This is a genomic window from Shinella sp., from assembly GCF_052438155.1.
GTDB lineage: Bacteria > Pseudomonadota > Alphaproteobacteria > Rhizobiales > Rhizobiaceae > Shinella.
Genome location: NZ_JBQVPI010000017.1, coordinates 53,432 through 74,257, shown reverse-complemented (window position 1 = coordinate 74,257; position 20,826 = coordinate 53,432). Strand labels below are relative to the sequence as shown.

Here is a 20,826-nt window from a genome sequence, read left to right as displayed (position 1 = left end):
GCGCGTCCTATTCCTAAATCTGTGTCTCGCCCATCGCCTCGGCGATCAGGTCTTCGGCTGCTTCTGCCAGCAGTGAATCCTGCGCCTCGCCTGCCACCGGTTCCTTGCCGATTTCCAGCATGATCGGCACGGCGAGCGGCGAAATACGGTCGAGCCGACGGTGCGTGATGTGGCCCTTGATTCGCATCAGCATATCGCCCAATCGCTGAATATCCAAAAGCCCCGCCGCTGCATCGCTGCGCGTAGCTTCAAGCAGGATGTGGTCCGGCTCATGACTGCGCAACACGTCGTAGATCAGGTCGGCGGAAACGGTGACCTGCCGCCCGGTCTTTTCCTTGCCCGGATGGCGTTGCTCGATCAAGCCGGCAATGACGGCGCAATTGCGGAAGGTGCGCTTGAGCATGAAACTCTCGTCGAGCCAGGCCTCCAGGTCATCGCCCAGCATGTCCTCATCGAAGAGGTTTTCGAGCGACGGGCGTTCGACGGCGAATGTGTAGCCGAGATCGTCGAGCGCCCAGATGGCGAGCGAATAGTCGGTCGCGACGAAGCCGAGCGGCCGCCGGCCGGCGCGCTCCAGCCGGCGGGTCAAGAGCATGCCCAGCGTCTGGTGTGCCAGCCGTCCTTCGAAAGGATAGGCGACCATGTAGTGGCGGCTGCCGCGCGGGAAGGTTTCGATGAGCAGTTCGTCGCGCTTCGGCAGGGCTGAAACATCCCGTTGCAGGGCGAGCCAGTCGCGCACCTGCTCGGGCAGTGCGCCCCAGCGCTGCGGGTCGTCCAGCATGCTGCGCACCTGATCGGCGAGGTAGGTGGAGAGCGGGAATTTGCCGCCGGCATAGGCCGGAACCTTCGGGTCGAGCGAGAAGGCCTGGGAAACGAGACATTCGTTCTCGCGGATGCCTTCGAAGCGCAGCACCTTGCCGGAAAACAGGAAGGTGTCGCCGGGCGCCAGCATTTCGAGAAAATACTCTTCCACCTTGCCGAGCGAGGCGCCGCCGCGGCCGATGGCACCGCGTGCACCGCGTTTGACCATGCGCACGTTCAACATCGGCATTTCAACGATCGTGCCGAGGTTCAGGCGGTATTGCTGGGCAACGCCCGGATTGGAAACACGCCAGAGCCCGTCCACCGTCTTGCGGATGCGGGCATAGCGCTCGTAGGTTTTTAGCGCGTAGCCGCCGGTCGCGACGAACTGCACGATCCGGCCGAATTTTTCGCGGGGCAGATCGCTATAGGGCGAGGCGGAGGTGATTTCGGCAAACAGCACGTCTTCGTCGAAGGGCGCGGCGCAGGCCATGCCGAGCACGTGCTGGGCGAGCACGTCGAGCGTGCCCTGGCCGACCGGCGGTGTGTCCTGCGCGCCGAGATAGTTGGCGTCGAGGGCGGCCTGGCATTCCATCACCTCGAAACGATTGGCGGGAACCAGGATCGCGCGGCTCGGCTCGTCCATGCGGTGGTTGGCGCGGCCGATGCGCTGCGCCAGCCGCGAAGCGCCCTTTGGCGCGCCGACATGGATGACAAGATCGACGTCGCCCCAGTCGATGCCGAGGTCGAGCGTCGAGGTGGCGACGACGGCGCGCAGCTTATTTTCCGCCATGGCCGCCTCCACCCTGCGGCGCTGACCGACATCCAGCGAGCCGTGGTGCAGCGCGATCGGCAGTGTGTCCTCGTTGATGCTCCAGAGCGCCTGGAAGAGAATTTCCGCCTGGCTGCGCGTGTTGACGAAGAGCAGCGACGTCCTGTACGCCTTGATCGCCTCGTAGACCTCCGGCATGGCGTACTTCGCCGAATGGCCGGACCACGGTACGCGATCCTCGCTCTTGAGGATGGTGATGATCGGCTTCGCGCCAGAGGGGGCGATGACGAGGCCGGCATGGGTTTCCCCGCCCGGCTGCTGCGCGACCAGCCAGCGGCGCAAATCCATCGGCTCGGCGACCGTCGCGGAAAGCCCGATGGTGCGCAGGCCCGGTGCAAGACGGCGCAGCCGGGCGAGGCCAAGCGAGAGCAGATGGCCGCGCTTGGAGGTGACGAGCGAATGCAGCTCGTCGAAGATCACATATTTCAGGTCCTTGAAGAACCGCTCCGCCTCGCCGTTGGCGATCAGCAGCGCCACCTGTTCCGGTGTCGTCAGCAGGATGTCCGGCGGGCTGAGCCGCTGGCGCTGGCGTTTGGCCTGCGGCGTGTCGCCGGTGCGGGTCTCGACCGAGATTGGTAGGCCCATCTCGGAAACAGGCTTCATCAGGTTGCGCTCGATATCGACGGCAAGAGCCTTCAGGGGCGAGATGTAGAGCGTGTGGATGCCGGTGAAAGGGCTGCCTGGCGGGGTTTTTCCGCGGCGCGTGAGGTCGGTCAGGGCAGGGAGGAAGCCTGCCAGTGTCTTGCCGGCGCCCGTGGGGGCGATCAGGAGCAGGCTTTCGCCGGCCGTGGCGCGCGCGAGCAGCTCCAGTTGATGCGCACGCGGCTGCCAACCCTTGGCCGAAAACCAGGCGGTGAAGGGGGCGGGAAGGAGATGCGCATCCACTGCCGGGCTTGCCCTCATCTCATGTCCACTGGGGCAGGCGGAAGCTGGCGTGTCGCAAACAAAACATGATTTCCACCTTGGGTAATTTTATGCAATATTAGTAAACCCTAGGATTCATTAGGGACCACTGAGGGAGAGGCAGATGCCGTTGAATGTCGAATTCTCCAAGCTTGTCACCTTGTACGCAAACCAGGCCATCGAATTCCCAAAGCTTAAACCAGTGACCCTTGCAATGTGGATACTGGAATCTGGCCGGGGAACGTCCGAGCTTGCGAAAAAACACAAAAATTACGCCGGGATGAAATGGCGGGCTCAAATGGAGCCGTTCGCCACGCCCGTGGATTATGAAGCACATGACGGAACGGCGAAATATTGCAAGTTTGCCAACCAGGAGAACTTCATTCGCGGCTTCTGGGCCTTTCTCGACCGCGCACCGTATGAAGGCTGGCGCAGTCGGGTCAGCGACCCGGAGCTCTTCATTGCGTTTATCGGCCCGATATGGGCTGAAAATTCGAGCTATGCCGAGAAAGTCATCAACCTGCTGGAGGAGGCCGAGACCCAGCTTGGGCAGTCCGGCGCGACGCAGCATGGGGAAATGCATTCCTCCGGCAATTTTGCCTGTGAGGCCTGTGGCTCGGGCGATGGGGCGGAGGATCAAAAGCCTCCCGTCAATCGCTGGGAGCCAACATCGCATCAGTCGAGCAGAAACAACACCGATATCGACCATATCGTGGTTCACTATACGACATCCCGCAACATTGAGGGATCGATCCAATGGTTCAAGCACGGTAATCCGCGCACGTCGGCACATTACATCGTCGGCCGTGACGGAGCCCTCGTGCAAATGGTCAATGACAGCGAACGCGCATGGCATGCAGGATCATCTGCCATGAATGCCCGGTCTATCGGGATCGAGCATGTTGCAGCGCCGGGAGACGAGATCACACCCGAGCAGGAAAAGGTATCAGCAAAACTGATACGCTGGCTCATGCAGGAGTATGAAATCCCGAAAGCCAATGTCATCCCACATGTCTGCGTCAAGCCGACAAGCTGCTGCGGCGACCTGTTTCGCAAGTATGGAGGCAGAGCAGGCGGAAGTTGCGATGTCCAGAAGGAAGCCGTTCACGAGTGGATGAGCGCAATGGGTCTTTGACAACGGCGTCAGAAGCAACGGTCCTCAAAGATTTCACATGGCGATATAGCGGTCGGCGCGGTGGTTTACGGTGAGGAAGAGGTTCAGCACCACGGCGCCGACGACCGAGCAGAGCACGATGAAGGGCGGGGCGACCAGAAAGGCGGCGGCCAGCACGAAAAGATCGAAGGCAAGCTGGACGAGACCGGCGCGGATATCGAAACGCTCCTGCAGGTAGACCGCGAGCACTCCGACGCCGCCGAGGCTGGCACGGTGGCGGTAGAGGCCGAGCAGGCCGAAGCCGAGCAGGATGCCGGCCAGCACCGCCGTCCACATCGGATCGATGCTCTCGATGCGCACGAAATGCGGCTGCAACTCGGTGATGACGGAGGTGAGCGAGACGGCGATGATCGTCTTGATCGTGAAGGCCCAGCCGAGGCGTTTTAGCGCCAGCACGTAGAAGGGGATGTTCACGACGGTGTAGAAGAGGCCGAAGCTGTAGCCGGTGAGATAGTGCAGGATGAAGGCGACGCCGGCCGTGCCGCTTGCCACCAGCCCGGCGCTGCTCATCAAGGCGAGGCCGAGTGCGGCGATCATGCTGCTCGCAAACAGGCCCTGCGCATCTTCCAGCGGGGTATGGCGGGTCGGGGTGGGGTTCCAGAAGCCGTAACGCCGCTTGTCAACGTCCATGCCTGATCTCCGATGATCTTTGTGTTGTATAGGGCGCCGCCGCCCGTGCAAGCTTATCCCTGCCGCCGCGCGAAGAAGAGCAGGCCATGCACCGGCTGGCCGGCATCCCGCCGGATCACGCTCTTTTCCAGCGCGACGAGGTCGAAGCCGTTTTCCACCATCCGTCGGCGGATGAAGGCTTCCGGATGGGCATAGCGCAGCGACGGGCGCAGCAGGGGCGCATCGCCCTCGCCGCCATCCTCGACCGAAAAGGCGAAGAGGCCGCCGGGTTTGACAAGCCGGGCAGCGCTCGGGAAAACCTCTGCCAGATCGCCGAGATACATCAGCACGTCGGCGGCGCTGACGAGGTCGGCGCGGGCTTCCCCTGCCGCGGCAAAGAGGCCGCTTGTTTGCGCCGGCAGCGACAGGTCGGCCCGCGCCAGATGATCGTAGACCGCCTTTTCCCCTGCTTTCGCCAGCATGCCTGCGGACAGGTCGAAACCTTCGAGGCGGCCGGCATGGGCACGGATTTCCACGCCGAACAGGCCGGTGCCGCAGCCGATATCCGAAACGAGGCCGAACCGTGCATCGTCGCCGACATGCTGGAGCACGAGGCGAGCGAGCGTCTGCGGTACGGTGTAGTCCAGCCGCTCGACGAGAGCCGTGTCGAAACGGTTGGCATAGTCGTCGAAGAGGCGTTCGACATAGGAGCTCGGGGGCGTAGCGGGGGCTTCTGCGGCGCCCAGCACGGCAAGTTTCAGGCCGGCGCCGAAAATATCGGTCGGGTCGAGGGCCACGACTTTTTCGAGTGCGGCGGTCGCCGCCTCCTTGCGGCCCGATTTCTCGGCATATTCGGCAAGCCGGAACCAGCCGGCGGCCCAGGTCGGTACCTGTTCGAGCGCCTGTTCCATGACCTCGTATGCCTCCGCGAACTCGCCCGATTCCGCAAACATGCGGGCATAGTCGGCACGACGGTCGGCGATGAGGTCGCCGGAGGAGAAATGCGGGCTCGTCATGTGGGCTCGGAAACGGGGAACTGCGACGCTACATGGCAGGGCCGCGGCAAAAGGCAAGCGAATTCTCGGACCGGCGACCGTTGCTTGCGGCGCAAGGGTTGAGCGCTTATCTGAAGGACACGAATTTTTGGAGAATCAGCGGATGTCGAATGGCGTGAACGGGTTTCTTGGCGACAGCCCCCTGCGCGTGCTCATCAAGCTCCTGATCCTGTCGGTGGCGGTGGGCTTCCTGATGTCGATCTTCGGACTTTACCCGGACGATATTCTGTTTGCGGTGCGCGATTTCTTCCTCGACCTGTGGAATACCGGCTTCAAGACGCTCGGGCGCCTAGGCGATTACCTGCTGCTCGGTGCCGTCATCGTCATACCGGTCTTCATCCTCATCCGCCTCGTGAGCTATCGCCGCTGATCATGCTGTCCCGCCGTTCTCTTCTCACCGCCTCCGCGGCGGCCGTCGCAGCGCTTGCCGCGGGCTGCTCCACCACCAGTGTTTTGAGCCCGTCGGCCGGCACCGGCAGCGACCAGACGCCGGCCTCGCTTGCCCTCGTCAACAAGCTCAGGGCCGACCGCGGCCTGCCGGCGCTTTCCATCGACAAGGCGGCGCAGCGTGCGGCGATGGACCAGGCAAGCCGCATGGCCTCTGCCGGCAAGATGGAGCACAATATCGGCTTCGGTGCCAATTTCGCCAAGCGCATGAAGGGCATGGAGGTGGCGCTGCCGGCGGCGGAGAACATCGCCACGGGGCAGGATAGTGCGACAGAAGCCTTCGATGCCTGGTATCGTTCGCCAAAACATCTGGAAAACATGTTGGGGAAGAGCTTTCAGGGCCTCGGCGTCGCGGTGGTGTCCAATCCCTCGTCCGGCAACCGGCCTTACTGGGCGATGGTGCTGTCTGGCTGAGTTTCCATATTCGTAGCCATTGGAGCGGCGCGTGGACCGAAATCGAGATCAGCAGATCGTCCGGATTGCCGAGCTCGAAATCGACCCCGCGCAGCTGGACGCGTACAAAGCCTTGCTTGCGGAAGAAATCGAAGCATCCGTTCGGCTCGAACCGGGCGTCCTGATGCTGCATGCGGTTTCCCTTGTCGAAGCGCCGGAGAAGATCCGGCTGCTGGAAGTCTATGCCGATGAAAGCGCGTATCAGGTCCACCTCGCCACGCCGCATTTTCAGAAGTACAAGATGCTCACGGCCTCCATGGTTCGCGCGCTCCGCCTCGTGCCGGTGACGCCGATCCTGATGAGTGCCAAGTAGAGGGCAGGGCATGAGCGCGACGGCAGCAAGCGAAAACGAGGGCGCCGGTCCCTTCGAGGTGACGCATCGGCTGGTGCTGGCGATCGCCATTCCCATGACGCTCGGTTTCCTGACGACGCCGCTGATCGGGCTGACTGACACGGCGGTTGCCGGCCGACTAGGCTCGGCGGATGCGCTCGCCGGCATGGCCATCGGCGCGGTGATCTTCGATCTTCTGCTCGGCAGTTTCAATTTTCTGCGCGCCTCCACCACAGGCCTCGTGGCGCAGGCCTTCGGCCGCGGCGACCGGCGCGAAGAACAGGCGGTCTACTGGCGCTCGCTGATCATCGCGCTCTGTTGCGGGCTTGGAATCGCATTACTCTCGCCGTTGCTGCTGTCTGCCGGGCTCTTCCTGATGGCGCCGTCGCCGGGTGTCGCGGAGGTTACATCCACCTATTTCACGATCCGCGTGCTGGCCGCCCCCATGGCACTTGCCAACTATGCGCTGCTCGGTTTCGTGCTGGGCCGCGGACAGGGCATGACGGGGCTGCTGCTGCAGGCGATCATCAACGGCATCAATATCGTGCTGTCGATTACGCTTGGCCTCGGGCTCGGCTGGGGCATTGCCGGCATCGCCTGGGGCACCTTTGCCGGCGAGACGATCGGCATGCTGGCGGGTCTCCTCATCGTCGTGTCGCGCTTCGACCGGGCTCATCGTCCCGCGCGGGCCGAAATTTTCGCGCGCGAACGGCTGCGGGCGCTGTTCTCGCTCAACCGGGATATCATGATCCGCACCTTCGTGCTGATCGGCGCCTTCGCCATCATGACGCGCATTGGCTCGTCGATGGGGCCGCTGGTGCTTGCCGCCAATGCGGTGCTGATGAACATTTTTCTCGTCGCCGGCTATTATCTTGATGGCATCGCCAACGCGGCCGAACAACTGGTCGGCCGGGCCTTCGGCGCGAATTTCCGCCCGGCTTTCGACCGCGCGGTGAAGCTCACCATGCTCTGGTCGTTCGGGCTCGGCGCGATCACGACGGCGCTCTTCCTCGCCTTCGGTACGGATGTGATCGGCTTGTTGACGACGACGGAAAGTGTCAGGGCGGAGGCCGCAAAATACCTGCCCTGGGCGGCGCTGACGGCGATCACTGGGGCACTTGCCTTCCAGATGGACGGCGTGTTCATCGGCGCGACCTGGTCGTCGGCGATGCGCAACATGATGCTCGCAGCCTTCGCCGGCTATCTGATCGCGCTTGCAGTCTTCGTGCCGCTGTTCGGCAATCATGGGCTCTGGCTGGCGCTCAATCTGTTTCTGGCGTTTCGGGGGATTTTTCTTGCCCTGCGCCTGCCGGTGCTGACGGCGCGGCAGTTCTCCGGGGTGGGCCGGAGCTAGGCTCCGACCCATGCCATTCAGAACGGCTCGTCAAGCTGGGCGTCGATGTCGCGAGCATCCAACGGCTTTTTCACCTGTTTCGGCTTCAGCCGGACGATGCGGTCGGGATTTTCCGCCGTCGGATTTTCCGGCACGGTGCCCGGTGGAAGCGCGTTGAGGGCGATATCGGCTTTGCTGGTCCGCTCGATGGCCTCGCCCGAAGATTGGTCCCGGCGCTGGACAAGACCGCTGACCTTGCCGTCTTCTTCTTGAATTTCCGCACGGGCGCGCAGCCAATGCGAATATTCCCGGCCCTCCGGACGGCCTTCTTCCTCCCAGATGTCATGGGCTTTTTGCCGGATCCGTTCGTCGTGATCATCCATCGTATCGTCCCTTCCCGGCCTTTTCGGCCGTTTCGGCGGGATCGGTGCAGGCTACCGTCGATGCGAATCGGCTTTTGCCGGACACTCCACCCGCAGAAAAATAACCCGGATGGAGAGCTTTGGTTCCCTTGTGATCAGAGGGGACGGTCCGCCCAATGGGCGGTGCGCGTGCTGCGAAGCGCGGAAATCGAGGCGATCTGCTCGCGATCACAAAGGCGCGATAAGCCGTTCACGATCTCGCCCGGCAGGGTCGGACCTGCATAGATCATGCAGGAATAGAGCTGCACGAGGTTCGCACCGGCGCGGATCTTTTCCGCTGCCGTCTCGGCTGAGGAAACGCCGCCGACACCGATGATCGGCAGGCTTTCGCCGACGCGCTTGCGCATCTTCGCAAGCACGATCGTCGATTTTTCAAACAGCGGCTTGCCGGAAAGGCCGCCCGCCTCGCCGGCATGGCTCGTATTGCGAAGGCCGGCATGCGACAGCGTCGTGTTGGAGACGATGAGGCCGTCGAGCGGATGGGCAAGCGCCACCTCGGCGATGTCGTCGAGGCCTTCTTCCGTCAAATCCGGTGCGATCTTCAGGAAGATCGGCACCTGGCGCCCGCTGCGGGCCGCTTCTTCAGCACGGGCAGCCAGTACCGAGGACAGCAGCGCGTGGAGACTGTCTTTTGCCTGAAGGTCGCGCAGGCCCGGTGTGTTGGGCGAGGAGATGTTGGCGGTGAAATAGCGGGCGACGTCGTAGAAGGTGCGGATGCCCGCAACATAGTCCGCGATGCGGTCGGTGCTGTCCTTGTTGGCGCCGATATTGACGCCGATCAGCGCATCGCGCCGGCAGGCCTTCAGCCGCTCGAGCGCTGCCGCATGGCCGGCATTGTTGAAGCCGAGGCGGTTGATGACGGCATCGTCCTCCACCAGGCGGAAGATGCGCGGCTTCGGATTGCCCTCCTGGGCGCGCGGCGTCACCGTGCCGATTTCCGTGAAGCCGAAGCCGAGACGCAGCAGGGCTTCCGGCACCTCGGCATTTTTGTCGTATCCCGCGGCCAGGCCGAGCGGGTTGGGAAAGGTGAGGCCGGCAATGGTCTGTGCAAGGCGCGGATCGGGCTTTGCCGGGCAGGCCGGTACGATGCCGGTCTTCAGCGCGGCGATCGACATGCCGTGCGCGGTTTCCGGGTCGAACAGGAAAAGGCCCTTGCGGCCAAGCGTCGAAAGCAGCGACATCAGAGGGACATCTCCGGAAACTGGTGGGTGCCGTCGGAGCCAAGCGGCAGGGGCTTTTCCCAGAGTACGGCGGACAGCGGCAGGGCGCCATAAAGATGGGGGAAGAGATCACCGCCCCGCGACGTCTCGTAGACGAGTTTTTCGCCGAGGGATTCTCCGTCGACGGCGACGAGGAGGAGATCGTTCTGGCCGGCGAAATGGCGGGCGGCGGTTTCCTTCGCCTGGGGGGCGGTGGAGAAATGGATGAAACCATCGGTCAGGTCGATTGCGGCGCCCTCGAAAAACCCGGCCTCCCTGGCTTTTTGCCACAGACTTGCCGGAACGATCTTGTAGATTGTTTTGGCCATCTCGCCCGTTTCTCCCATGGCTACCGCATTCAACGGTAGCGCTTGCCGCAAAGAACGGCGAATGTCCACCGGCGACAGGCCCGGAAACCGGCTCTTGGAGGATTTTGCATGCGAATTCACGCTCTGCCCCTGATCGTCATTGCTACCTTCCTGGCGGGCTCTGCCCAGGCCGAGGGCGAGGGGCGCTACCGCATGGACAAGACCGAGGGCGGCTTTGTCCGTCTCGACACCGCGACGGGCGAGGTTTCGCTGTGTCGCGAGCGGGATGGCCAGATCGTCTGCCGGATGGCCGCAGACGAGCGTGCCGCCTTCGAGAAGGAACTCGATCTGCTCACCAAGCGTGTCGAAGCTTTGGAAAAAGGCGGTGCAACCGCACTGACCGATGCAAAACCCGCACTACCGACGGATGAAGAGATTGACCGGACGATGAGCATCATGGAAAAGATGATGCAAAGGTTCATGGGCATCGTGAAAAACCTGGAGGACGGCGAGGAGGAAACCGTCCCCGGGAAAGACACGATCCCGCAGAAGACCTGACGGAGTATTCCGCGCCGGCTGAGACCGTGCTGCCTCCGTCACGAGGTCCATATACTCTTGGGAGGGAGCGCATGGCATCGGCACTCACGATCATCATCGCGGATGACCATCCGCTGTTCCGCGGCGCGTTGAAACAGGCGCTGACCGGAATGGACGGCAATCCCGATATCGTCGAGGCGGGGGATTTCGAGGCGGCGCGCAAGGCGGCCGAGGCCAATGCCAATGCCGATCTGCTGCTGCTTGACCTCGCCATGCCGGGCGTCAGCGGCCTCTCCGGCCTCATCTCGCTGAGAGCCGAATTCCAGAGCCTGCCGGTCGTCATCGTTTCGGCAAGCGACGATCCGGCCACCATCCGCCGCGCGCTCGATCTCGGCGCCTCCGGCTTCATCTCCAAATCGGCCTCCATCGAGGACATCCGCGAGGGTATCAGCCGGGTGCTGGAGGGCAATATCTATACGCCCGGCGGCTATGTGCGCGGACCCGAGCAGGACAGCGAGGTGGCAGACCTCATCGCGCGGCTGCGCACGCTCACCCCGCAGCAGTCCCGCGTGCTTGCCATGCTCGCCGAAGGCCTGCTCAACAAGCAGATCGCCTATGAACTCGGCGTCTCCGAGGCGACCATCAAGGCGCATGTCTCGGCAATTCTCCTGAAACTCAATGTCGACAGCCGCACCCAGGCGGTCATCCAGCTCGGCAAGATCGGCGCCGCACAGGCGGCCGCCTGATCCTACTATTCCGCGGCCTCGCGCTGCATCGTTGAAAGCTGTGTCAGCCAGGCCCGCATGGAGGCGGGACGGACAGGCTTGTTCTGCACGATGATATTGTCGCGCTCCGCCTCGGCGCGCACATCCGGCGTGCGGTCGGCGGTGACGAGCAGGGCCGGCACCTCGCGGCCGCGCGCCGCGCGCAATTTCCCGATCGCCGCAATGCCGGTGCCGTCGCCGAGATGGTAATCGGCAATGACGGCATCGACTGGGGGTGCGCCCCCCGCAACCATCGCCTCGACCGCCGCCATCGATTCGGCGAGCGTGACCGTGCAGCCCCAGCCGGAGAGCAACAGCCGCATGCCGTCGAGGATTTTTGGTTCGTTGTCGATGCACAGCACGCGCAGGCCCTTCAGCGGCTCGTCACTCGCCGGCACCTCCGCGGGTTTGTCGGCGACGTGCCGGCTGGCGGCGGCGTCGATCGGCGCACGCACCTTGAAACTGGTGCCGCGGCCGGGCGTCGATTGCAGTTCGACCGGGTGGGAGAGCACGCGCGAGATGCGGTCGACGATCGAAAGGCCGAGCCCGAGTCCGGGGGCGGTGCGCGCGCCCTCGTCGAGACGGGCGAACTCCTTGAAGACGGTGCGGAATTTCGAGGCGGGGATGCCGATGCCGGAATCGAGCACCTGGATGATGGCATGGCCGCCCTTGCGCCGCACGCCGACCAGCACCTTGCCGGAATTGGTGTACTTGATGGCGTTGGAGACCAGGTTCTGCACGACACGGCGCAGCAGGTTCGGGTCCGTGCGGATGGCAAGCGACGAGGACAGCACGGTGAACTTGAGGTTCTTTGCGCGCGCCATCGGCGCGAAGTCGGTCTCGATGCGTTTCAGGAGATCCTTGAGCGGCACCGTCTGCACACGCGGCTTCATCGCCCCGGTGTCGAGACGGGAAATATCGAGCACCGCGCCGAGGATGGCTTCCACCGATTCGAGCGAAGAATCGATGTTGTGGATCATCTCACGGTTCTCCGTCTCGCCGAGCCGCTCCACGAGAGTGGACGAATAGAGGCGTGCCGCATTGAGCGGCTGGAGAATATCGTGGCCGGCAGCGGCGAAGAAACGCGTCTTGCCGATATTCGCCTCTTCTGCCGCCGCGCGTGCTTCGGCAAGCTCGGTGTTGACGCGGGTGAGTTCGACGGTGCGCTGCGCGACGCGCTGCTCCAGCGTTTCGTTGACCTGCTTGAGCGCCCGGTCGGCAGCCACCCGATCGGTGATATCGGTATAGGTGGAAACAAAACCCTTTTCCGGCATGGCATTGGTGCGGATTTCGACGATGCGCTCGCCGCCACCAAGCACCAGCGCAAAAGGCTCGTCAAAGGTCATGGTGCGGGTGATCGCCGCCTCGCGATCGGTCTCCGCAATGTCGCCGCGTTCGACGAGGATTTCGACGATATCGGAGAGCGGAAAGCCGACCTGGCCGACATATTCCGGCAAATCGAGCAGATGGCGAAAGCGGCGGTTCCAGACGGTGAGGTTGCCGGCGCTGTCGAAGACGGCGATGCCCTGGTCCATCTGGCCAAGTGCGGTCTGCAGCATGTCCTGGTTGTATTGCAGGGCTTCGCTGGCCTGGTCGAGCAGCCAGTCCGTATCCGTCGGCGTGTCGTCGATGCGCTGGAGCACGAGCGAGAGCACGAGGCGGGCGGAGGAGGAGCCGATGGCGCTGCCGAGCAGCTGTTCGGAGAAATGCACGATGGCGGCGTCGGCCGGCGCATTGTCCTCCAGCCAGCGGCCGACCTGTCGCTCATAGGTGTGGAAGGAGCGCTGCATACGCTCCTCCCCGAGGTATTTGGCGATGGTGCTCTTGAGGTCGCGCACGGTCACTTTCGTGCGGCGACCACGGAAGGCGCGTTCGAGGCGCGGTTTCGAGCGAATGAAGGTGCCGGCCTGGAGGCGCTCCAGCGAGGTCGGGTTGCGCGTCAGCGAACCGATCACATAGGCGCCGATATTGACCATCATGGAAAGCAGCGTCGCGTTGACCAGCGGATCGGCTGCCTCACCGGTAAAGATGGTGGAACCAGGGAACAGGAAGCCGAGCACGGTTTCAGCGACATAGGCATTGTCTGCGACGCCGATGCTCGGCAGGAAGAGCAGATACGCCCAGACGACGAGGCCGCAGATCATGCCGGCCATGGCGCCGCGCGCATTGGCATTGCGCCAGAACAGGCCGCCCAGCAGTGCCGGTGCCACCTGCGCCACGGCGGCAAAGGCCAGCAGGCCCATCGAGGCGAGGCCGGCATTCGCCGTCGCCGCACGATAATAGGCATAGCCGAGCAACAGCACGAAGAAGATGGCAAGGCGCCGGATGCGCAGCAGCATGCGCGAAAGATCGTCCTGCTGCGCGACCCCGCCGATGAGGTTGCGGCGCAGCACCACCGGAATGACGATGTCGTTCGACACCATGATGGAAAGCGCCACCGACGCGACGATGACCATGGCGGTGGCGGCGGAAAAGCCGCCAATGAAGGCGACCAGCGTCAGCACGGGCTGGTCGAGCGCGAAGGGCAGGGTCAGCACGTAGAGATCGGGATCGCCCGTGCCGTTGAAGGTCAGCACGCCGCCGATGGCGACGGGCAGCACGAAGAGATTGATGGCGATGAGATAGAGCGGGAAGAGAATGCCCGCTGTGCGCAGTTCGCCGGCCGTGCGGTTTTCCACCACCGTGACATGGAACTGGCGCGGCAGCATGATGATGGCGAAGGCGGAGAGCGTGATTAACAGGATCCACCGCGCGATCGGCGTCTCATAGGTCAGCGCCTGCATCATGCGCTCGTTTTCCGACGCACGCTGCCACAGGTCGCCCGGCCCGTCGAACATCACATAGATGACGTAGAGGCCGACCGAGGCGATGGCGATGAGCTTGACCAGCGATTCCATCGAGATGGCGAGGATGAGGCCGTCCTGGTGTTCGGTCGCATCGGTGTGGCGCGTGCCGAAGACGATGGCGAAGCAGGCGAGGAACAGCGTCACGACGAGCGGCAGGTCGACGAGCCCGCCGGAGGCGGCGATACCGAAGCCCGTCGTATCGACCATGGCCGCCACGGAGTTGGAAACGGCCTTCAATTGCAGCGCGATATAGGGAATGTAGCCGATCAGCGAAATGAGGGCGACGACGGCGGCGACGCCCGGATTCTTGCCGTAGCGTGCGGCGACGAAGTCGGCAATCGAGGTGAGGCGTTCGGATTTGGCGAGCGTCACGATGCGGCGAAGAAGCGGCATGCCGAGCGTGAACATCACGATCGGGCCGATATAGATGCCCAGGAATTCGAGGCCATGGGTGGTGGCGAGACCGACCCCGCCGAAATAGGTCCAGGAGGTGCAGTAGATCGCGAGGCTCAAGGCATAGACGAGCGGCCGGCCCTTCGAGGTGTGCCCGGAGCGTTTGGCCTTCCGGTCACCGTAACTTGCTACCGCGAAGAGCAGGAGCAGATAGGCAAGCGCCAAGGCGAATATCAGCGAGCCCGGCATGCTTCCTCCCGCAGTCCTTCGGCCTTTTCGGCAGAATAGGCCAAAGCGGGCGGGAAGGAAATTGCGTCTAAGGTCTGGGGTGGAAATGTGTCGTGCGTAACCTCCTCGACATTGACAGATCGCAGTTCCCTCTCAGGAAAAACTAAACTAGGTTGCCTCTGCAGCGCAGCAAAAGGAGACCCTCATGTTCAATGAGTTCAAGGCGTTCATCGCCCGCGGCAATGTCATGGACCTCGCCGTGGGTGTCATCATTGGTGCAGCCTTCAGCAAGATCGTCGAATCCATCGTCAACGACCTCGTCATGCCGATTGTCGGTGCCCTGACGGGCGGCGGTTTCGACTTTTCCAACTACTTCATTGCGCTGTCGGGCAATGTGACGGCGACGTCGCTTGCGGCGGCCCGCGAACAGGGTGCGGTCTTTGCCTATGGCAGCTTCATCACTGTCCTGATCAACTTCCTGATCCTCGCCTGGATCATCTTCCTGATGATCAAGGGTGTGAACCGCATGCGCGCGTCGCTGGAGAAGGAAAAAGCTGCCGGTGCCGCCGAACCCGCGCCGCCGTCGGAAGACGTTCTGCTTCTCACCGAAATTCGCGATTTGCTGAAGAGCCGCCCAGCCATCTGAGGCGCTGCTCTCCTGTTTTTGAACGAAAGGCCCGGCTTGCCGGGCCTTTTATTTTATGGCCCAACCCTTCAGGCGGGCGCGCTCGATGGTTGCAAGCAGGGCTTCTTTCGGAGAAAGCCCCAGGCGCTCGGAGCGCCGCAGCAACCAACCGGCATGAACGAGGCGGATTTCGACGGGAACACTGTCGATGCCGAGGGCAAGTGCTGCCGCCATGCGGTGCTTGCCGCTCGTGTGGCGCACAAGACGCCCGCTGGCATTGATCGCAACGCCGATATCGCGTTCGGCCAGGTCCTGCCACAGCGAACGTGTCCAGCGGTGCCATTGCCCGGTCTGGCCCTTCAGGCCGAGATCGCCACGTGGCACGATCCCGTTCTCCTCGATGTTCTCGATAAGGGCGAGATAATACTCGAAGTAGCTGTCCAGCTTGTCTATCGTGTCGATAGCCACGCGATTTCGCTGCACCGCCACACCGCTGTTGATGCTGTCGGCATAGCGGCGGTAGCAGAGGCCTTCGCGAAAATTCCGCCGCAGCCGGCAGATTTCCACGATCTCGCCATGGGAGAAGGATCTGTCGATCGGCTGTAGGATCGGTCTCCAGTCGCCACCATCGAGAAAATGCCGGCCGATCCATCGTGGACGCTTGCCGTCCAGAATGTTGTCGCGCAGCCGTGTACGCACGATTTTCGGATCGATCGTCAGGAACAGGGCATCGCCGAAATGGAAGTGGCTCTGCGCGGCAGACAGTCCCGATCCGCCCTCCGTGGCAAAGTGCGCGACGGTGCGATTGAACCGGCTGGTAAAACCGAACTGGGCCGCCAGAAAATCTTGCACCGGGATCCAGTCGAGAAAACGCCGGGCAAGCGACGGCGCTGGCGGCCGCATGTCGGGCGGCAGCCGTTGGTAGACGGGTCCTGGAAACGTGTACTGGTTGGCCAACCCTGTATCCGACTTGCTTTCGATCACCGCGCGCGCGGTTGGGCGGCAGACAGTGCCGCATCCATGACAAATAAAACACTGTTTGCAAAGGCGCAGGTGAAGTCGCCAACAGGGTTTACCGCCTTCACGGATCACTCCTGAGGAGTTCATGTCCTCTCGCATGGACGGCGGCTGCCCACTGCTGCCGTCCATGGAGGGGGCAGATTACGCCGTCGCTCCGATTGTTTTCGTCTGGTGGATTTCGACGAGGCTTGGACCCGTCCGGGCTGCGGCCCGCTCCAGTGACGCCGGGAGATCGCGCACATCGGCGAGGCGTTCGGAGGGTAGGCCGTAGGCGCTGCCGATGGCGACGAAATCGGGTGCCGAGGGTTTTACCCCCTCCGGCGTGATGCCGGCATCGATCATGAAGTTCTCGATCTCCTGGTAGCCGTCATTGTTCCAGACAAGGAAAACGACGCGGGCATTCGCATCCGCCGCCGAGCCGATTTCCGACAGGGAGAATTGCAGGCCGCCATCGCCGACGAGGCAGATGATCGGCGCATCGGGTTCGGCGAGCGCCGCACCGACGGCCGCCGGCGGCGCATAGCCGAGCGCGCCGTAACCGGTCGCGGCATTGAACCAGCTGCGTACGCGCGGCGCGTCGCAATAGTAGTTGCCGGCATAAACGGCCTGCGTGGAATCGCCGACGATGATCGCCTTCGGCAGCGTTTTCCAGATCGCATCGATAATGCGGACTTCGGCCTGCATCTTCGGCGTCAGCTCGTTCCAGGCATTTTTACGCACCGTCTCGGCACGCGCCGCACCGTTGCTGATCGGCTTGTGGCCTTCCAGGAAGCCCAGCATGCCGGCTGCTGCCGTCTTGGCGCTGGAGAAGATCGACAGGCCGGATTGCGGCGTGCGGGCGAGCTGTGCCGCGTCGATGTCGATGCGAATCAGCGTCTTGAGGCGAGGGAATCCGCCATCGACATTGATGTCGTAGTCCGTTGGGCCAAATTCGGTGCCGAAGGCGACGACGAGATCGGCATCGGCGAGCAGCCGCCGCACGGCCTTCAGGCTGGGGCTTGCCGGAATGCGCAGCGGATGGCCGCCGAGCAGGCCGCGGCCATTGACCGTGGTGACCACCGGTGCGCCGATCCGTTCGGCGAGTTCGCGGATTTCTTCCTCCGCCGTGATCGCGCCGCCGCCCGCAAGAATGACGGGGCGGGACGCATTGGCGCAAAGGATCGCGGCGCGTTGCAGGGTTTCCGCATCGGCGCGCGGGCGGGTCGCGACGGTAGCCGGGAAGCTGCCGGTCTCGATGGGTTTTGCCATCACGTCGGTCGGGATTTCGATATGCACGGGGCCTGGGCGACCGGAAAGCAGCACCGCGAAGGCGCGTTCCACGACGAGCGGCAGGTCGGCCGGATTGAGAAGCGTGTGCGAATAGAGCGCCAGCGTCTTCATCATGCCCTGCTGGTCCGGCAGCTCATGCAGCAGGCCGCGGCCGTGGCCGAGCGAATCGCGCCGGTTGACGCCGGAGATCACCAGCATAGGCACGGAATCCTGCCGCGCCTGCGCCATGGCGGTGATGGTGTTGGTAAGGCCGGGGCCGGTGATGACCAGCGCGACGCCTGGCTTGCCGGAGACGCGGGCATAGCCATCCGCCATGAAGCCGGCGCCCTGTTCGTGGCGCGGCGTGATGTGGCGGATTTTCGAGGCGGCGAGCCCGCGATAGAGCTCGACCGTGTGCACGCCCGGAATGCCAAACACCACCTCGACGCCATTGGCTTCGAGCAGGTCGACGAGAACTTCGCCTACGGTTTTTGTGGTCATGCGCGGCGCTCCTTGGGGCTTGCGGATCGGGCGGCGAGCGCTGCGATGCGCCGGCAGGCCTCGTCGATATGATCGTCGGGTACGGTTAGGCTCAGGCGGATATAATTTTCCGCCTCATCGCCGAAGGACGACCCTGGCATGACGGCGACCAGTTCTTCGCGCAGCAGCGCCCAGGCGAATTCCTCGCCACTCAAGCCGGTTCCGGCGACATCGACCACGATGAACATGCCGGCTTCCGGAGGCAGCGGCAAAAGACCTGGAGCCGCCGCAAGCGCCGTGGCGAAACGGGTGGCGCGCGCCTGATAGGTGCGGCGCATCGTGGCGGCGGTCTCGATCGGATTGTCGAGCGCATAGGCCGTCATGTCGGCGATGAAGGGCTGGCCGCCGAACAGCATGGTTTCGGACACCGAGAGCAGCCGCGTGCAGAATTCCGAAGGCCCTATCGCCCAGCCGCTGCGGAAGCCGGGGGCGGCATGGGACTTCGAGATCGAGGAGACGACGATGGTGCGCTCGGCGAGATCCGGATTGTCGAAGGGTGAGGCGAAGCTGGCGTTGAAGACGAGTTGTTCATAGACCTCGTCGCAGACGATCCAGAGATCATGCTTGCGGCAGACGACACCGATCTCGGCAATTTCTTGCGCGGTCAGCACAGCGCCGGTCGGGTTGTGCGGCGTGTTGAGCAGCAGCACGCGGCATTCCGGCGTGATCGCGGCTTCAAGGTCGGCGGCCTTCATGTGAAAACCGTTTTCCGGGCGCAGCGGCACGGCAATGCGCTCGGCACCGGTGGAGCGGATGACGCCTTCGTAGGTCGCATAGAGCGGATCGCCGACGAGCACGGCATCGCCTGCCTCGACCAGGCCGAGCATGACGGCGAAGAGGGCGGTCTGCGTGCCCGGGAAGCACAGCACGTTTTCGGCCGTCACGTCGCTGCGGCGCTTCCGGTATTTCCGCACGAGGGCGTCCACGACGGAGGGCTCTCCCCGGCCGTTGGAATAACGGTGGCGGCCGGCATGCATGGCGCGCACGGCCTCGCTGAGCAGCATCGGGTCCGGGGCCACGTCCGGCTCGCCGATGGTGAGCTCGATGATAGCCTTGCCTTGCTTTTTCATCCGCCGTGCTTCGGCATGGATGGCCCATTTTTCTGAGCCGAGATTGGCAAGCCGGTCTGTGATGGATGCGTAGCGCATGGCCGTCCTCTGCATTTCATTTTGGGTGTGGTTTAGCGATCGGCGCCCGCGGCGTCGACCGGCTTGAGGCGTATTCCGACAATCGCCTCGATGGATGTCAGGGCGATTTCGACAAGTTCGCTCTCGCCGAAAAGTTCGCCGGCGAGACAGCCTTCCAGCCAGAGGCCATCGAGCAGCCCGTTAACCGCGATGGCGAGCGTTCGGCAGCGCTCCGGCGAGGCGTCTTCACCACGGGCGGCGAGGAAATCGGCAAGCAGGCTTTCCAGCGTTTCGCGAAAGCTCAGATAACCTTCGCGGTGGATCGCGGCGAGTTCGGGATCGACGCTGACCCGGCTGATGAACGAGGCCCAGAGCGAGAGGCTGCGGCTGTTGGCGACCGGCTCCGTCAGGTTGATGACGATGAAGTCGCGCAGCCGCGTTTCCGGATCGCCCGTCATCCGCTCGGCCTTTTCGGTCAGCCGCGCGATGACGAGGCGATAGGCCTCCTGGAGGATATGCTCCTTGGACTGGAAATAGTGCCGGATGAGCCCCGCCGTGACACCCGCCTTGATGGCGATCTGCCGGACCGTCGCGCCCTGCAAGCCGTATTCGGCGATGCAGTCGAGCGTCGCCTCGATCAGATCGTGGCGGCGTTCGGCTTCTGGGGCGCGATGGAAGGTCCGGCGGGCCATGTTTTCCTCGTTCAGGCGGCGCGGCGCAGCACCGGCCGCGTCAGGCAGGTCGGGCCACCCTCGCAGGCGATGCAGAGCGCGTCGGCTTCAAACGTCTGGACCGTGCAGCCGGCTGCTTCCATCGCCGCCTTGGTGGCCGGGAAACCTTCCACCATGATGACCTCGTAAGGCCGGGTCGGCAACACGTTCAGCGACAGGCCGTTGCTGGCATGAAACTCGTCGGCCGGCGCCTCGATGAGGCGGATGCCACGCTTCTTGAGCAGTTGGTAGAAGGCCGCCGGTAGAAGCGGCGCGAAGACCAGCGCAAGATCGTCGGCAAGCGGGCTCATCACGCTCATCAGATGCAAGCATGCTTCTTCGCCGTGCCAGAGCGGCAGGTCATAGGCGAGCACGGAGACGCCATGCGGCGCGAGGATCTTCGAGATCTGGTCGATGCCCTCCTGGTTGGTGCGCACGCCGCGGCCGATGACCAGTGTCTTGGCATCGAGCCAGATGCAATCGCCGCCTTCCACAGTGCCTTCACCCTCGATGCGGCCGAGGATCGGGATCTGGCGCTCGGCATAGGCCTTTTCGTGCAGGGCGGTCTCCGCCATGCGCAACGGCTTGCCCATGCGCAAGAGGATCGCGCCATAGTCCGACATCAGCGACGGATCATGGGTGAACATGGCGTCGGCAAGGCCATCGCCCTCGTCTTCCAGCCAGATAATCTCGGTGCCGGACTTTTCGACCAGCTCGGCGAAGGCCTTGTACTGGTGCACGGCGCGCGCCCCATCGAAGGTCGGGCCGTAGTGCCACTTGGCGGGATCGGCAGCCTTCAGGCTGTTGCCGGGACGGCGCATGAGAACGCGCATCAGAGGGGCCGACATTTCCTGCGAACCGTAGGCGGTCATTCAATGCTCCTGCTGGACAATGGGTCATGGGTGGGCGCTGCCGGAAAAG

At 63.6% G+C, this 20,826-nt stretch carries 20 protein-coding genes; 8 read left to right on the top strand and 12 right to left on the bottom strand.

Annotated features, from left to right (window positions below; genetic code table 11):
• Positions 1–13: 13 nt before the first annotated feature.
• On the bottom strand, positions 14–2,536 hold the full coding sequence (locus ACT6VE_RS24605; protein WP_444800980.1) for a ligase-associated DNA damage response DEXH box helicase: 2,523 nt from the start codon (positions 2,534–2,536) through the stop codon (positions 14–16).
• Between the two features lie 124 nt (positions 2,537–2,660).
• On the opposite strand from ACT6VE_RS24605, the gene ACT6VE_RS24600 reads away from it, so the two are divergent.
• A complete protein-coding gene (locus tag ACT6VE_RS24600) occupies positions 2,661–3,671 on the top strand; it encodes an N-acetylmuramoyl-L-alanine amidase (protein ID WP_444800979.1) in 1,011 nt (336 codons plus the stop codon).
• Between the two features lie 33 nt (positions 3,672–3,704).
• On the opposite strand, the gene ACT6VE_RS24595 is transcribed toward ACT6VE_RS24600, so the two are convergent.
• Complete coding sequence (locus ACT6VE_RS24595; protein ID WP_444800978.1) at positions 3,705–4,340, bottom strand: YitT family protein; 636 nt, start codon at positions 4,338–4,340, stop codon at positions 3,705–3,707.
• A 53-nt stretch (positions 4,341–4,393) separates the two neighbouring features.
• Positions 4,394–5,335: a methyltransferase gene (locus ACT6VE_RS24590; protein WP_444800977.1), complete on the bottom strand. Its 942-nt coding sequence runs from the start codon at positions 5,333–5,335 to the stop codon at positions 4,394–4,396.
• Between the two features lie 142 nt (positions 5,336–5,477).
• On the opposite strand from ACT6VE_RS24590, the gene ACT6VE_RS24585 reads away from it, so the two are divergent.
• From ACT6VE_RS24585 to ACT6VE_RS24570, 4 genes are read left to right on the top strand one after another with little or no spacing between them, the layout of a single operon-like run.
• Positions 5,478–5,744: a DUF6460 domain-containing protein gene (locus tag ACT6VE_RS24585; RefSeq protein ID WP_069060097.1), complete on the top strand. Its 267-nt coding sequence runs from the start codon at positions 5,478–5,480 to the stop codon at positions 5,742–5,744.
• Between the two features lie 2 nt (positions 5,745–5,746).
• On the top strand, positions 5,747–6,235 hold the full coding sequence (locus tag ACT6VE_RS24580; RefSeq protein ID WP_444800976.1) for a CAP domain-containing protein: 489 nt from the start codon (positions 5,747–5,749) through the stop codon (positions 6,233–6,235).
• Positions 6,236–6,266: 31 nt separating this feature from the next.
• The gene (locus ACT6VE_RS24575; RefSeq protein ID WP_444800975.1) at positions 6,267–6,587 is read left to right on the top strand and encodes a putative quinol monooxygenase; all 321 of its coding nucleotides are present in this window, start codon (positions 6,267–6,269) and stop codon (positions 6,585–6,587) included.
• 10 nt (positions 6,588–6,597) lie between these two features.
• Positions 6,598–7,959, top strand: a complete 1,362-nt coding sequence (locus ACT6VE_RS24570) for an MATE family efflux transporter (protein ID WP_444800974.1) — start codon at positions 6,598–6,600, stop codon at positions 7,957–7,959.
• A 17-nt stretch (positions 7,960–7,976) separates the two neighbouring features.
• Here the strand turns inward: ACT6VE_RS24570 and ACT6VE_RS24565 are convergent, their stop codons facing one another.
• The 3 genes from ACT6VE_RS24565 to ACT6VE_RS24555 all read right to left on the bottom strand — a co-directional run bounded on the left by ACT6VE_RS24565 (position 7,977) and on the right by ACT6VE_RS24555 (position 9,906).
• Positions 7,977–8,321, bottom strand: coding sequence for a DUF2934 domain-containing protein (locus tag ACT6VE_RS24565; protein WP_444800973.1), 345 nt, complete (start codon positions 8,319–8,321; stop codon positions 7,977–7,979).
• Positions 8,322–8,455: 134 nt separating this feature from the next.
• Positions 8,456–9,541, bottom strand: coding sequence for a quinone-dependent dihydroorotate dehydrogenase (locus tag ACT6VE_RS24560; RefSeq protein ID WP_444800972.1), 1,086 nt, complete (start codon positions 9,539–9,541; stop codon positions 8,456–8,458).
• Complete coding sequence (locus ACT6VE_RS24555; RefSeq protein WP_444801014.1) at positions 9,541–9,906, bottom strand: DUF952 domain-containing protein; 366 nt, start codon at positions 9,904–9,906, stop codon at positions 9,541–9,543. The genes ACT6VE_RS24560 and ACT6VE_RS24555 overlap by 1 nt, the downstream gene beginning before the upstream one ends.
• Positions 9,907–9,996: 90 nt before the next feature.
• Between ACT6VE_RS24555 and ACT6VE_RS24550 the strand changes: the two genes are divergently transcribed.
• Both ACT6VE_RS24550 and ACT6VE_RS24545 read left to right on the top strand, forming a co-directional pair.
• Positions 9,997–10,425: a hypothetical protein gene (locus ACT6VE_RS24550; protein WP_444800971.1), complete on the top strand. Its 429-nt coding sequence runs from the start codon at positions 9,997–9,999 to the stop codon at positions 10,423–10,425.
• 71 nt (positions 10,426–10,496) lie between these two features.
• Positions 10,497–11,150 (top strand): response regulator, encoded by a 654-nt coding sequence (locus ACT6VE_RS24545; protein WP_444800970.1) that lies wholly within the window; start codon positions 10,497–10,499, stop codon positions 11,148–11,150.
• A 5-nt stretch (positions 11,151–11,155) separates the two neighbouring features.
• Here the strand turns inward: ACT6VE_RS24545 and ACT6VE_RS24540 are convergent, their stop codons facing one another.
• Positions 11,156–14,656, bottom strand: coding sequence for a hybrid sensor histidine kinase/response regulator (locus ACT6VE_RS24540; RefSeq protein WP_444800969.1), 3,501 nt, complete (start codon positions 14,654–14,656; stop codon positions 11,156–11,158).
• A gap of 184 nt (positions 14,657–14,840) precedes the next feature.
• Between ACT6VE_RS24540 and mscL the strand changes: the two genes are divergently transcribed.
• The gene (gene mscL / locus ACT6VE_RS24535) at positions 14,841–15,281 is read left to right on the top strand and encodes a large conductance mechanosensitive channel protein MscL (RefSeq protein ID WP_444800968.1); all 441 of its coding nucleotides are present in this window, start codon (positions 14,841–14,843) and stop codon (positions 15,279–15,281) included.
• Between the two features lie 48 nt (positions 15,282–15,329).
• Here the strand turns inward: mscL and ACT6VE_RS24530 are convergent, their stop codons facing one another.
• Genes ACT6VE_RS24530 through ACT6VE_RS24510 form a run of 5 tightly spaced genes read right to left on the bottom strand, consistent with a single transcriptional unit; the run spans position 15,330 to position 20,777 of the window.
• A complete protein-coding gene (locus ACT6VE_RS24530; RefSeq protein WP_444800967.1) occupies positions 15,330–16,409 on the bottom strand; it encodes a hypothetical protein in 1,080 nt (359 codons plus the stop codon).
• A 12-nt stretch (positions 16,410–16,421) separates the two neighbouring features.
• Positions 16,422–18,029, bottom strand: coding sequence for a 5-guanidino-2-oxopentanoate decarboxylase (locus ACT6VE_RS24525; protein ID WP_444800966.1), 1,608 nt, complete (start codon positions 18,027–18,029; stop codon positions 16,422–16,424).
• Positions 18,026–19,216, bottom strand: coding sequence for a pyridoxal phosphate-dependent aminotransferase (locus ACT6VE_RS24520; RefSeq protein WP_444800965.1), 1,191 nt, complete (start codon positions 19,214–19,216; stop codon positions 18,026–18,028). The genes ACT6VE_RS24525 and ACT6VE_RS24520 overlap by 4 nt, the downstream gene beginning before the upstream one ends.
• Positions 19,217–19,248: 32 nt before the next feature.
• Positions 19,249–19,887: a TetR family transcriptional regulator C-terminal domain-containing protein gene (locus tag ACT6VE_RS24515; RefSeq protein ID WP_444800964.1), complete on the bottom strand. Its 639-nt coding sequence runs from the start codon at positions 19,885–19,887 to the stop codon at positions 19,249–19,251.
• Between the two features lie 11 nt (positions 19,888–19,898).
• Entirely contained in the window at positions 19,899–20,777 is an 879-nt protein-coding gene (locus tag ACT6VE_RS24510; protein ID WP_444800963.1) for a dimethylarginine dimethylaminohydrolase family protein, read from the bottom strand.
• Positions 20,778–20,826 lie beyond the last annotated feature (49 nt).